Consider the following 12627-nt stretch of genomic DNA (forward strand, 5'->3'; position numbering starts at 1 on the left):
GGTAGGGTGACCGGTATGACCCCCGGCTCCCAGCATCCCGACGGCCCCGCTCCCCAGCCGCTGCGCAGCGACGCGGAGCGCAACCGGGGGCGGATCATCGCCGCCGCACGCAAAGTCTTCGCGCGCGACGGGCTGGGCGCGTCCATGGCGTCCGTGGCCCGCGAGGCCGGGGTCGGAATCGCCACGATGTTCCGGCGCTTCCCCACCAAGGAGGAACTGGTCGCCGCCGTCTTCGCCGACCGCATGGACGCCTACGCCGACGCGGTCGCCGTCGCCCTCGACGACCCCGACCCCTGGCACGGCTTCGTCGGCTACATCGAGACCGCCGGCGCGATGCAGGCAGCCGACCAGGGCTTCGCCGACGTACTGACCACGTCCTTCCCCACCGCCAAGGCCATGGAGGAGCGTCGCAACGAGGCATACGAGGGCATGGTTCGACTCATCGACCGCGCCAAGGCCGCAGGCCGACTGCGCGAGGACTTCGACCCCTCGGACCTGGTCCTGATCCACATGGCCAACGCCGGCGTCGTCAACGCCACCGGTGACGCCGCCCCCGAAGCCTGGCGACGCGTCGTCGCCCTGTTCATCCAGTCCTTCGAGGCCCCGGCCCGCGGCCCGCTGCCCCCGTCACCCGAGCATGAAGCCCTCCACAAGGCCATGCTCCGCACCAGCCCGGCCGACCCCACCCCGCCGGAACCGAGCACGACCAGCTGATCGACTACTTCTACAACCCCGCAATAGAGTTCCACCGCTTCGCGAACTCCACCCGCTCCCCGGAAGTGATGTCCCGCGCGATCGCCAGCCGCTTGCGCATCGCCGTGTCCGGGAAGATCAGCGGGTCCTCGGCCAGGGCGGCCGTCTCCTCGTCCTTGGCGGAGGCGAGGACGTCCTGGGCGGCGGGGACGGGGCAGACGTAGTTGACCCACGTGGCGAGTTCGGCGGCGGCCTCGGGCTCGTAGTAGTAGTCGATCAGCCGCTCGGCGTTGGTCTTGCGGCGGGCCAGGTTGGGGATCATCAGGGACTCCGACCAGAGCTCGGCGCCCTCCTCGGGGACGACGAAGCGGATGTCGGGGTCGTCGGCCTGGAGTTGGATGACGTCGCCCGAGTAGGCCTGACAGGCCAGTACGTCGCCGCTGGAGAGATCCTTGATGTAGTCGTTGCCGGTGAAGCGGCGGATCTGGCCCTTGCCGATCTGCTTCTCGACCTGGTCGCACACGGTGTGGAAGTCGTCCGCGGTCCAGCGGGTGATGTCGACGCCGTTGCCCTGCATGAGCAGCGCGAAGGCCTCGTCCAGGCCGGAGAGCAGGGTCACCCGGCCCTTGAGGTCGCTCGCCCACAGGTCGGAGACATGGCGTATCTCGCGGCCGAGCCTGCGGTGGTTGTACGCGATGCCGGTGATGCCGGACTGCCACGGCACGGTGTACTTGCGTCCGGGATCGAAGGCCGGTGAACGCAGCTGCGGGTCCAGGTACTTGGTCACGTTCGGCTGACGCGCCCGGTCCATCTCCTGCACCCAGCCCAGCCGTACGAACCGGGCGCACATCCAGTCGCTGATGACGATGAGATCGCGGCCGGTGCGCTGGTGGTTCATCAGGGCGGGGCTGATCTTGCCGAAGAACTCGTCGTTGTCGTTGATCTCCTCGACGTAGTCGACGGAGATGCCGGTGCGCTTCTCGAACGCCTCCAACGTCGGCCGCCGCCGCGCGTCCTCGTCATCGGTGTCGATGTACAGCGGCCAGTTCGCCCAGGTCAGCCGCTTGTCGGTGGCGGAGAGATCGGCGGCGGCCCGGTCGGCGGGCGGCACGTAGGCGGCGGGTACACCACAGCCGGCCAGCCCGCCCACCGCGGCGCCCGCGCCGAGCGCGCGCAGCAGGTTCCGGCGGGACAGCGGGGAGTTCTTCGGTGGAAGGGCCATTGCCGCAGCATGCCGCCGCACCCCTGGCCCCGGCAATCGACGCCCCGTCGAGTAGGGAGCCGCACGCCGGACACGTTGTCAACCGGCCCGGGCCGCAACGCCCTTGGGGGCGCGGGGCTGTGTCGACATGCGGCTCCGCCGCGGGGCGCGAACAGCCCCCACGCACCCGCGGCCGGACAACGACCCCTACGCGTCCAGGGACGTCATCACGTGCTTGATCCGCGTGTAGTCGTCGAAGCCGTACGCCGAAAGGTCCTTGCCGTAGCCGGACTTCTTGAACCCGCCGTGCGGCATCTCCGCGACCAGCGGAATGTGCGTGTTGATCCACACGCACCCGAAGTCCAGCGCCTTGGACATCCGCATCGCGCGCCCGTGGTCCTTGGTCCACACCGAGGACGCGAGCGCGTACTCGACGCCGTTCGCCCACTGCACGGCCTGCGCCTCGTCGGAGAAGGACTGCACGGTGATGACCGGTCCGAAGACCTCCTTCTGGATGATCTCGTCGTCCTGCTTCAGCCCGGACACGACGGTCGGCGCGAAGAAGTAGCCCTTCTCACCGACCCGCTTGCCACCGGCCTCCACGCGCGCGTGCGCCGGCAGCCGCTCGATGAAGCCCTCGACCTGCTTGAGCTGGTTGGGGTTGTTCAGCGGGCCGAAGAGGACGTCCTCGTCGTCCGGCTGACCGGTCTTGGTGTCGGCGGCGGCCTTGGCGAGCGCGGCGACGAACTCGTCGTGGATGGCCTCGTGGACGAGGACGCGGCAGGCGGCCGTACAGTCCTGCCCGGCGTTGAAGAAGCCCGCGACCGAGATGTCCTCGACGGCCTTGGCGATGTCGGTGTCCTCGAAGACGACGACCGGCGCCTTGCCGCCCAGCTCCAGGTGGACCCGCTTGAGGTCCTTGGACGCCGACTCGGCGACCTGCATGCCCGCCCGCACCGAACCGGTGATGGAGGCCATGGCCGGGGTGTCGTGCTCGACCATCATGCGGCCGGTCTCGCGGTCACCGGTGATGACGTTGAAGACACCCTTGGGCAGGACCGAGCCGATGATGTCGGCGATCAGGACGGTCGACGCCGGGGTGGTGTCCGACGGCTTCAGCACGACGGTGTTGCCCGCCGCGAGGGCCGGGGCGAACTTCCACACGGCCATCATCATCGGGTAGTTCCAGGGCGCGACCTGCGCGCAGACGCCGATCGGCTCACGGCGGACGATCGAGGTCAGGCCCTCCATGTACTCGCCGGCCGACCGGCCCTCCAGCATGCGCGCCGCGCCCGCGAAGAAGCGGATCTGGTCGACCATGGGAGGAATCTCCTCCGACCGGGTGAGCCCGGTCGGCTTGCCGGTGTTCTCCACCTCGGCGGCGATCAGTTCCTCGGCGCGCTCCTCGAAGGCGTCCGCGATCTTCAGCAGAGCCTTCTGGCGCTCGGCGGGGGTCGTGTCGCGCCAGGCGGGGAAGGCCGCGGCGGCGGCCTCCATCGCGGCGTCCACGTCCGCCTGCCCGGACAGCGGCGCTGTCGCGTACGCCTCGCCCGTCGCGGGGTTGACCACCTCGGTGGTGCGTCCGTCGGCGGCGTCCCGGAACTCACCGTTGATGTAGTTGCGCAGACGACGCAGCTCGGTGCTCACTGCCGGCCTCCTGATCAGGTTTTTCACTGCTTGCGGGTGTCCACTCTCTGAGACACCCACCCTAATCGGCTGGCCCACGTTTTCAACACCCCCACTGGGGCCACATCTGCGAAATCCGCAGGTCTCAGTCACGTAAACAACGAATTTCATCGCCGCGACCTTGCGGAACGGTCGAGACGTCGTGCACAGTGACGTCGTGGCCAGTCGAAGCGCAGAGCACAGGGACTCCCGCGAGTCCAGGAACGGCGGTCCCCAGCTGGACGCCGTCTCCCTCGCCATCATCGAACAACTTCAAGAGGACGGCCGTCGGCCGTACGCCGCCATCGGCAAGGCCGTGGGCCTGTCCGAGGCGGCCGTGCGCCAGCGCGTCCAGAAGCTGCTCGACCAGGGCGTCATGCAGATCGTCGCCGTCACGGACCCGCTCACCGTGGGCTTCCGGCGGCAGGCGATGGTCGGCGTGCACGTCGAGGGTGACGTGGAGTCCGTGGCCGACGCGCTGACGGCCATGTCCGAATGCGAGTACGTGGTGATGACCGCCGGGTCCTTCGACCTGATGGTGGAGATCGTCTGCGAGGACGACGACCACCTCCTGGACGTCATCAACCGACGCATCCGGGCCGTCCCCGGAGTGCGCTCGACGGAGAGTTTCGTCTACCTCAAGCTCAAGAAGCAGACCTACATGTGGGGAACCCGATAACCGTGAGGACCCGATAACCGTGAGCACCGACACCCCTCAGGACCTCAGCAGGACCGCGTACGACCACCTGTGGATGCACTTCACGCGCATGTCCTCGTACGAGAAGTCCCCCGTCCCCACCATCGTCCGGGGCGAGGGCACCTACATCTACGACGACAAGGGCAGGCGCTACCTCGACGGTCTCGCCGGCCTGTTCGTGGTCCAGGCCGGACACGGCCGCACGGAACTCGCCGAGACCGCCTTCAAGCAGGCGCAGGAGCTGGCGTTCTTCCCGATCTGGTCCTACGCGCACCCGAAGGCCGTCGAGCTCGCCGAGCGTCTCGCGGACCACGCGCCGGGCGACCTCAACAAGGTCTTCTTCACCACCGGCGGCGGTGAGGCGGTGGAGACCGCCTGGAAGCTCGCCAAGCAGTACTTCAAGCTGGTCGGCAAGCCCACCAAGCACAAGGTCATCTCACGCGCGGTCGCCTACCACGGCACCCCGCAGGGCGCCCTGTCCATCACCGGCCTGCCCGGTCTGAAGGCCCCGTTCGAGCCGCTGGTCCCCGGCGCCCACAAGGTCCCCAACACCAACATCTACCGCGCCCCGCTCTTCGGCGACGACCCGGAGGCCTTCGGCCGCTGGGCCGCCGACCAGATCGAGCAGCAGATCCTCTTCGAGGGCCCGGACACGGTCGCCGCGGTCTTCCTGGAGCCGGTGCAGAACGCGGGCGGCTGCTTCCCGCCCCCGCCCGGCTACTTCCAGCGGGTGCGCGAGATCTGCGACCAGTACGACGTACTGCTGGTCTCCGACGAGGTCATCTGCGCCTTCGGCCGCCTGGGCACGATGTTCGCCTGCGACAAGTTCGGCTACGTCCCGGACATGATCACCTGCGCCAAGGGCATGACGTCCGGCTACTCCCCCATCGGCGCCTGCATCATCTCCGACCGTCTCGCCGAGCCCTTCTACAAGGGCGACAACACCTTCCTGCACGGCTACACCTTCGGCGGCCACCCCGTGTCGGCCGCGGTGGGCCTGGCCAACCTCGACCTGTTCGAGCGCGAGGGCCTCAACCAGCACGTCCTCGACAACGAGGCCGCGTTCCGCGCCACGCTGGAGAAGCTGTACGACCTTCCGATCGTCGGCGACGTCCGGGGCAACGGCTTCTTCTACGGCATCGAGCTGGTGAAGGACAAGCACACCAAGGAGTCCTTCAACGAGGAGGAGACCGAGCGCGTCCTGTACGGCTTCCTCTCCAAGGCGCTCTTCGAGAACGGCCTGTACTGCCGTGCCGACGACCGTGGCGACCCGGTCGTCCAGCTCGCCCCGCCGCTGATCTCCAACCAGGAGACCTTCGACGAGATCGAGCAGATCCTGCGCGCGTCGCTCTCGGAGGCCTGGACCAGGCTGTGACGCCCCGGCGTCTTCGGCACCCCCTCCGACAGGCGGAAGTTGATCTTCCGTCTGGATGATCAACGCCGGCCCCGGTGCCGCCCGTTCGAGTGAGAAACGGCGGCCCGGGGCCGTGTGCTGTCCGGGCTCCGGGGCGACGTCTGCCTAGCGTGCAAGTGACCGATCGGCCGAGCCTTCGTTCCCCCGCACGGGGGATCAGGTACGGAAACGGATCAGAAGCGAGGTGTACGTCATGGTGGCCCCGCCGGACAACGACGTGCTCTGGGCGCGCGCCCTGCACTTCACGTACAAGGACGGCTCGCCCGCGCTCAGCGGCGTCTCCCTCGGGGTCCAGGAGGGCGAGGTCCTCGCGGTCATCGGTGCCCGCGGCAGCGGCAAGACGACCCTCCTGCACTGTCTGTTCGGTCTGCTCCCGGTGCGCCGCGGCGAGGTCTGGTTCAACAGCGTGCCGGTGCACAAGATGGGCCCGATGGCCCGCGAGCAGCTCCGCCGCGACCGCTTCGGCTGGATCGACCCGACCCCGACCCTCGTGCCCGAGCTGAACGTCTGGGAGAACGCCGCCCTGCCGCTGATGCTGCGCGGCACCAGTCGCCGGCGCGCCAAGACGGTCGCGCTGGAGTGGCTGGAGCGCCTGGACGTCGGCGAGGTGGCCCGCAAGCGCCCGCACCAGCTGGTCCAGGCCGAACGCCAGCGCGTCTGCATCGCCCGTGCGTTGGCCCCCTCGCCCACCGTCCTGTTCGCGGACGAGCCGACGGCGCCCCTGCACCGCAGCGACCGCACCCAGGTCCTGCGCACCCTGACCACGGCGGCCCGCTCGCACGGCATCACGGTCGTCCTGGCCACCTACGACCCGGACGCGGCGCCCCTCGCCGACCGCAGGCTCACCCTCCTCGACGGCCGGCGGGTGAACACCGTGCAACTGCCCCCGGTCACCGAGTCGGAAGGCCGGGCCGCGTGCTCGCTCTCCGCCTGACGCGCAGCGCCCGATCCGCCGTACAGCTGCGCCGCCTGCTGGTGGCGACGGCCTCCGCGGGCACGGGCTTCCTGCTGCTGTGTGCCCTGGGTTACGCCCTGTCCCACCCGGACTCCACCGGCTCGTCCCTGCTGCGCCTGGCCTGGTGCGCGCCCCCGCTGGCCGCGACGGTCCACTTCGCGGTGGCCGTGGCCCGCACCGACCCCGGCACCAGGCCCCGCCCCGGTCTCTCGGCGATCGGTCTGGGCCCGCTCCGCCTGATGGCCGTCTCGGCGACGACCACGGCCCTGTCCTGCACCCTCGGCTCGATGGTCGCCCTGCTGTTCTTCCTCCATCTGCGCGGCGACCTCACCGGCATGCCCTTCGACGGCGCGGCGGCCGACTTCCTCGCCGCGGACGCCTCCCTGCCGCTCCCGGCCACCCTGACCCTCCTGGCGGCGGCACCGGCGATCGCCTCCCTGACGGTGGCCCTGGCACTGCGCCCGAAGGAGCACCGCGCGGAGGGCCGGGGCACGGCACGGGTGTACCGCCGCTTCGGCGCGTACGGCAAGGCGGTGGCCCAGGAGACGTTCGGGACGTACGGCAGGTTCGGGGCCCGTCTGAGGCGGGGTGGACGCGGCGGTGAGGGTGCGTCGGACACGGGGGCGGACGGCCAGGGTTCCGCAGCGCGTGCGGAGAGCGGCGGGGCCGAGCAGCCCATGCACGAGCAGCCCAGGTCCACGCACGAGCAGCCCCTGCGCGGTCTCAGGGCGCCGTCCGCCCGGCCGGGCGATCCGGCCCGCCCGCCCGCCCCCGCCCCCGCCCCGGACCACCCGGCGACCGACTGGACCGAAGCGGTGACCGACCCCGCCGGCCCGGACCTCACCCTCCCCCCGGTCCCCCGCAAGCCCCCCGCCGGCCTCCCCTGGGGCATCACGGTGATCGCCGCGGGCCTGACCGTCGAGGCCTACGCGGTCCGCGCGGCGAACGGCACCACCCTCACCCTGCCCGCCGCCCTGCCCACCGGCTCCGCCGGCATCCTGATCGGCTGGCTGCTCACCGCCCTCGGGCTCACCCTGGCCGCCCCGGGCCTCACCCACCTCTGCGGCCGGCTGCTCCAGGCCGTACGCCCCGGAGCGCTGCGCCTCCTGGCGGGCCGGGTGCTCATGGCGGAGGCCGTCCGCATCGGCCGCCCCCTCGGCATCGTCTGCGCCGCGCTCTCCGGCGCGTATGCCATGGCCGTCCTCTCCGCCCCCGCCGCCGCCTCCGCCTTCGGCCCGCTCACCCCGGTCGGCGTCAGTCTGGTCACCGGCTGCACCACGGCCACGCTTCTCACGGCCGCCGTGGAGTCCAAGCAGGCCCGCGCCGACACCACCGCCGCACTGCTGCGCCTCGGCGCCCCCACCTCGATGCTGCGCAGCGCGGCCGCCCTGCGCGCCGGCGTCCTGGCCGCCTTCTTCGGCCCCCTCACCCTGATCGTGGCCGAGCTGGCGGCGCTGCCGCTGGCGCGCTGAGGCCGTCGCGGAACCCCGCCGGAACGCCGCCGGAAATCCCGTACGAAAAAAATCTCCGTCCGGCGATGAGTTCCGCCCGGGCCCCCGGTCTACCCCACCGAACAGCAACCACCCCGATGGGAGACACCGCGATGACCGCCCCCGCCTACCAGCAGATGATCTTCGTGAACCTGCCCGTGAACGACCTCGACGCCTCGAAGAAGTTCTTCACGGAGCTGGGCTACTCGATCAACCCGCAGTTCAGCAACGAGAACGCGGCGTCCGTCGTGATCAGCGACACCATCGTCACGATGCTGCTCACCAAGCCGTTCTATTCGACCTTCACCAAGAAGGAGATCGCGGACGCCACGAAGACCAGCGAGGTGGCGATCTGTCTGAGCGCCGAGAGCCGCGAGAAGGTCGACGAGCTGGTCGAGAAGGCGGTCGCCGCCGGCGGCACGGCGTCGGAGCAGGTCCAGGACCACGGCTTCATGTACGGCCGCGGCTTCGACGACCTCGACGGCCACAGCTGGGAGGTCGTATGGATGGATCCGTCGGCCATCGAAGGCTGACGACAGCCGCACCACGCACGGTGCCTAGCATGGGCGGGTGCAGACGATGCCCGCCCATGCGGCCCACCACAACGACCGTGAGATAGAGACGCTGGAGGAGTTCGACGCGACGGTCTCTGCGCGCGGCACCCTCACCGGATTCCGCGTCCAGGCCGTCGACCTGACGGACCGTACCCGCGAACTGCTCGGCACGGACACGGCGGGAGCCGTCTTCCTCGGCTGCCCGATGCGCGAGGAGGCCGCCGCGAAGATACGCACCGACGGCGCCCTGGTCTTCCCGCCCGTGCCGGATCTCCCCTTCGACCCGTACCGCGGCCTGGTCTACTCCCCCGACGAACTCTTCGCCTCCCTGACGGACGGCCCGGGCGGCTACGAGAACACGCCCGACGCCCGCGCGTACGCCTGGTTCCAGCGGACCAAGGCGGACGGCGACATCTACGCCTCCATGCTCCGCGCGGTGCACGACGACTCCGTCTCCGACGCCCTCGACGAACTCCTGTCGGGCGCCCGGGTGGTGGGCGTCATGGGCGGCCACGCGATGCGCCGCGGCACGCAGGCCTACGAGGGTGCCGCGCGGCTCGGCCGGGAGCTGGCCCGCGCCGGTCTCACGGTCGCCACCGGCGGCGGCCCGGGCGCGATGGAGGCGGCCAACCTCGGTGCGTACGCCGCCCCGTACGACGACGAGATGCTCACCGACGCCCTCCGGCTGCTGGCGAAGGCACCCGGGTTCACGCCCTCCGTCACCGAGTGGGCGACGGCAGCCTTCGAGGTGCGCGCCCGCTGGCCCCAGGGCGGCCGCTCCGTCGGCATCCCGACCTGGTTCTACGGCCACGAGCCGCCGAACGCGTTCGCCTCCCACATCGCCAAGTACTTCGCCAACGCCACCCGTGAGGACGGCCTCCTGGCCCGCTCCGGCGCGGGTGTCGTCTTCCTGCCGGGCGCCGCCGGGACCGTACAGGAGATCTTCGACAACGCGACGCCGAACTACTACGAGTCGCGCGGTGAGCCCACGCCCATGGTCCTGGTCGACCGCACGCACTGGACGGAGAAACTGCCGGCCTGGCCCCTGCTCCAGTCGCTCGCGCGGGGCCGCTCGATGGAGTCCCGTATCGCCCTGGTTGACCGGATCGAGCAGGCGCCGGAGGCGTTGAAACGTCTCGGCAGTTAATAAGAGGGCAAAGCCAACGCCCCGGAGCCGCATACACGTTGACAGTACTTATGTCACGCTTATAAACCTGTGAGACTCCTGGGGACGGTGATCTCACGTCACCGACCTCTTCAACCCCCCTCAGTGGTGCAACTCGTAAGGACAAACGTGTCCATAAACCGCCGTACCGTCGCACGTTCCGTGCGCGCTCTGGGTGTCGCCTCCGCCTCGGCCGCGCTCGCGCTCGGGCTCGCGGGCAACGCGCTCGCGTGCGACATCAGTGAATTCTCCGCCGAAGCCAAGTGCGACGGCGACAAGGGCGTCATCACCGTCACCGACGTGGACCCGAGCGGGGTCCCGGCGACCGTCAGCGTGTTCCTGCAGAACAACGGCGCCGACCTGAAGAAGATCGGCGAGCAGGTGGTCAAGGGCTCGCGTGAGGGTGTCACCATCACCTTCGCCGAGAACTGGAAGCCGGACGCGGAGTACCGCGTCCACATCAAGGCCGCGGGCTATGTCGACGCCGACATCAAGCCGAACCTGACGACGCCGTCCACGTCCTGCAAGAAGGACGAGGAGCCGCCGGCCCCGTCGGAGCCCCCGGCCCCGTCGGACTCCGCCTCGACCCCGGCCGAGGAGACCGAGAGCCCGAGCCCGACGCCGTCGGACAGCGCGAGCACGCCTCCCGCGGACACCGCGAGCAACGCTCCGTCCCCGGCGAACGACGACTCCAACCTCGCCGAGACCGGTGCGAACTCCAACACCGGCCTGATCGCCGGCATCGCGGTCGCGCTCGTGGCGATCGGTGGCGGTGCCGTCTTCTTCGGCCTGCGCCGCCGCGGGGCGAGCAGCGACCGCTGACCCGCCCGCACCGCAGCACGCTTGTGGCCCGCCCTCTTCTCCGGGGGCGGGCCACACCCGTGTCAGCCGAACGTCGCCCGCTCCAGCCAGAACTCCAGCAGCTCCCGCTCGCCGACGACCTCCAACTCAGGTGCGTCCAGCGGCAGTCGACGGTAGAAGGCGAGGAACACGGAGGTGAGCGGCCCGCGCAGCGCGACGGTCGCCTTCTCATGGCCGTGCCGCCAGGCGATGGCGTTCTCGCCCAGTTCGATGACCCTCCCCCACCCTTCGGGCGGGGGTGCCCCCATCTCGCTTCGCTCGGCGTCCACCGCGCCCGTGTCATCCGTCGCGTGCAGATGGATGCTGCTCCCAGGCCGCCGCAGCTCCCTCGCCGGATCGTCCGGCAGCGTCCGCTGCGCCCACTCGATGATCTCCAGCCACTCGTCGATCGCGTCGGCGGCCACATCCGGCGCGACCTCGTACGGCAGCCCGGCGGCGAGCGTCGCGTCCGCCCGGTGGACGGTGATCTCGTGGGTCATACGGCGGGCCCAGAACCCGGCGGTGAGGACCCCGGCCCACCCCCACACCTTGGCGTCCGGCCCGGCCTCCCGCAGCGCGCCGACCAGCATCTCGCCGGTCTCCGCGAGCCAGGCGTCCAGGGCGGCCGGGTCGCCCTGCTCCGCCGGTCCGCCGTGGAGCGGGACCGTCTCCTCCGGAACCTCCTCCTGCGCCCGCGTCCGCACGATCAGCTCCACCCAGCGCAGGGCGCCGCCGGTGTGCCGGACGAGCTGTTCCAGCGACCAGTCCGGGCAGGTCGGGACGGTGGCCGACAGATCGGCGCCGGACGTCACCACGGACCTCAGCAGGCCTACCTGGTGGGCGATTTCATCGCAGTAACGATCATGTGCGAGCAGCGTCATGCCTCGCACCCTACGGGCCGCGTGATCAGCCCAGCACGACAATTTCGGCCGCGTCGAACTCCACGCCGACCTCGTCCCCAACCTCCGGCGCGTCCCGCAGCGCACACGCCGCCTCCAGGCGCGGCGCGTCCTCCGGCTGGACGTGCACGGCGACATGCGTGCCCTTGAAGGTGCGTGCCGCGACCGTGCAGCACAGGCCCGCTTCGGGCGCCACGAGCCGCACCCCGGCCGGACGTACGAGCAGCGTCCGCGGGCCCTGTGCGGCGCCCTCGCCGACCGGGAGCTTGCCCCAGGGCGTGTCCGCGGCCTCCCCGGCGACGGTGCCCTCGACCACGTTGTCGAAGCCGAGGAAGCGCGCCACGAACTCGTCCACCGGCCGCTGCCACACCTCAAGCGGCGTCCCGGTCTGGGCGATCCGCCCGTCCCGCATCACCACGACCCGGTCGGCGAGCGCGAAGGCCTCGCCCTGGTCGTGCGTCACGGCGAGCACGGTGGTGCCCAACCGCCCGAACAGCTCCCGGAGTTCCACCACGAGCCGCTCCCGCAGCGAGCGGTCGAGCTGGCCCAGCGGCTCGTCCAGCATCAGCAGCCGGGGGCGGGGCGCGAGCGCACGGGCCAGCGCGACCCGCTGCTGCTCCCCGCCGGAGAGGGAGGCGACGGCACGGCGGGCGGCGCCCGGCAGTCCGACGAGTGCGAGCAACTCCCCCACCCGCTCGGCCTGTTCACCCTTGGAGGCGCCGTGCATCCGGGCCCCGAAGGCGACGTTGCCGCCGACGTCCCGCTGCGGGAAGAGCTGATGGTCCTGGAACATCAGCCCGACGCCCCGCCGGTGCGCGGGCACCCCGGCCTGGTCCCGCCCGTCGAGCCGGACCCGCCCGGCGTCCAGCGGCTGCAGCCCCGCCACGGCCCGCAGCAGCGTCGACTTGCCGCTGCCGCTCGGCCCGAGCACGCACACGATCTCGTGCTCGGCGACATCGAGGCCGACGGCGTCGAGCACGGGCCGGCCGCCGAACCGTACGGTCGCGCCTTCCAGGCTCAGCAGACTTCGCGCACTCGGCGTACTCGGCGTCAT

12 protein-coding genes are annotated in these 12627 nt (G+C 70.9%); 8 read left to right on the forward strand and 4 right to left on the reverse strand.

The genetic code is table 11. The features are described from left to right. Positions 1-15 precede the first annotated feature (15 nt). Positions 16-714: a TetR/AcrR family transcriptional regulator gene (locus ACFWYS_RS02515; protein ID WP_384762362.1), complete on the forward strand. Its 699-nt coding sequence runs from the start codon at positions 16-18 to the stop codon at positions 712-714. A 10-nt stretch (positions 715-724) separates the two neighbouring features. Here ACFWYS_RS02515 and ACFWYS_RS02520 read toward each other — a convergent pair whose 3' ends face one another. Both ACFWYS_RS02520 and ACFWYS_RS02525 read right to left on the reverse strand, forming a co-directional pair. After that, complete coding sequence (locus ACFWYS_RS02520) at positions 725-1915, reverse strand: spermidine/putrescine ABC transporter substrate-binding protein (protein WP_384762364.1); 1191 nt, start codon at positions 1913-1915, stop codon at positions 725-727. Positions 1916-2101: 186 nt separating this feature from the next. Next, positions 2102-3541 (reverse strand): gamma-aminobutyraldehyde dehydrogenase, encoded by a 1440-nt coding sequence (locus ACFWYS_RS02525; RefSeq protein ID WP_384762365.1) that lies wholly within the window; start codon positions 3539-3541, stop codon positions 2102-2104. Positions 3542-3722: 181 nt separating this feature from the next. On the opposite strand from ACFWYS_RS02525, the gene ACFWYS_RS02530 reads away from it, so the two are divergent. The 7 genes from ACFWYS_RS02530 to ACFWYS_RS02560 all read left to right on the forward strand — a co-directional run bounded on the left by ACFWYS_RS02530 (position 3723) and on the right by ACFWYS_RS02560 (position 10656). Then, positions 3723-4238, forward strand: coding sequence for an Lrp/AsnC family transcriptional regulator (locus ACFWYS_RS02530; RefSeq protein ID WP_384762367.1), 516 nt, complete (start codon positions 3723-3725; stop codon positions 4236-4238). A gap of 19 nt (positions 4239-4257) precedes the next feature. Continuing rightward, positions 4258-5631 carry an aspartate aminotransferase family protein gene (locus ACFWYS_RS02535; protein WP_384762369.1) on the forward strand — a complete coding sequence of 458 codons (1374 nt, stop codon included), beginning with the start codon at positions 4258-4260 and terminating at the stop codon, positions 5629-5631. A 232-nt stretch (positions 5632-5863) separates the two neighbouring features. Then, positions 5864-6604, forward strand: coding sequence for an ABC transporter ATP-binding protein (locus tag ACFWYS_RS02540; RefSeq protein WP_384762371.1), 741 nt, complete (start codon positions 5864-5866; stop codon positions 6602-6604). Further along, positions 6586-8097 (forward strand): hypothetical protein, encoded by a 1512-nt coding sequence (locus ACFWYS_RS02545; RefSeq protein ID WP_384762373.1) that lies wholly within the window; start codon positions 6586-6588, stop codon positions 8095-8097. The genes ACFWYS_RS02540 and ACFWYS_RS02545 overlap by 19 nt, the downstream gene beginning before the upstream one ends. Positions 8098-8228: 131 nt before the next feature. Next, entirely contained in the window at positions 8229-8648 is a 420-nt protein-coding gene (locus tag ACFWYS_RS02550; protein ID WP_384762375.1) for a VOC family protein, read from the forward strand. Between the two features lie 37 nt (positions 8649-8685). Beyond that, positions 8686-9816, forward strand: coding sequence for an LOG family protein (locus ACFWYS_RS02555; RefSeq protein WP_384762377.1), 1131 nt, complete (start codon positions 8686-8688; stop codon positions 9814-9816). A 180-nt stretch (positions 9817-9996) separates the two neighbouring features. Further along, on the forward strand, positions 9997-10656 hold the full coding sequence (locus ACFWYS_RS02560) for an LAETG motif-containing sortase-dependent surface protein (protein ID WP_384762379.1): 660 nt from the start codon (positions 9997-9999) through the stop codon (positions 10654-10656). A gap of 62 nt (positions 10657-10718) precedes the next feature. Here ACFWYS_RS02560 and ACFWYS_RS02565 read toward each other — a convergent pair whose 3' ends face one another. Both ACFWYS_RS02565 and ACFWYS_RS02570 read right to left on the reverse strand, forming a co-directional pair. Then, positions 10719-11555: a maleylpyruvate isomerase family mycothiol-dependent enzyme gene (locus ACFWYS_RS02565; RefSeq protein WP_384762381.1), complete on the reverse strand. Its 837-nt coding sequence runs from the start codon at positions 11553-11555 to the stop codon at positions 10719-10721. 25 nt (positions 11556-11580) lie between these two features. Beyond that, positions 11581-12627 carry an ABC transporter ATP-binding protein gene (locus tag ACFWYS_RS02570; RefSeq protein WP_384762383.1) on the reverse strand — a complete coding sequence of 349 codons (1047 nt, stop codon included), beginning with the start codon at positions 12625-12627 and terminating at the stop codon, positions 11581-11583.

It is taken from the genome of Streptomyces sp. NPDC059010, from assembly GCF_042740355.1.
GTDB lineage: Bacteria > Actinomycetota > Actinomycetes > Streptomycetales > Streptomycetaceae > Streptomyces.

Coding starts and splice junctions, on each gene's coding strand:
- ACFWYS_RS02565 (WP_384762381.1), bottom strand. CDS start 11,555: ATGACGCTGCTCGCACATGATCGTTACTGCGATGAAATCGCCCACCAG.
- ACFWYS_RS02515 (WP_384762362.1), top strand. CDS start 16: ATGACCCCCGGCTCCCAGCATCCCGACGGCCCCGCTCCCCAGCCGCTG.
- ACFWYS_RS02540 (WP_384762371.1), top strand. CDS start 5,864: ATGGTGGCCCCGCCGGACAACGACGTGCTCTGGGCGCGCGCCCTGCAC.
- ACFWYS_RS02550 (WP_384762375.1), top strand. CDS start 8,229: ATGACCGCCCCCGCCTACCAGCAGATGATCTTCGTGAACCTGCCCGTG.
- ACFWYS_RS02570 (WP_384762383.1), bottom strand. CDS start 12,627: ATGACGCCGAGTACGCCGAGTGCGCGAAGTCTGCTGAGCCTGGAAGGC.
- ACFWYS_RS02520 (WP_384762364.1), bottom strand. CDS start 1,915: ATGGCCCTTCCACCGAAGAACTCCCCGCTGTCCCGCCGGAACCTGCTG.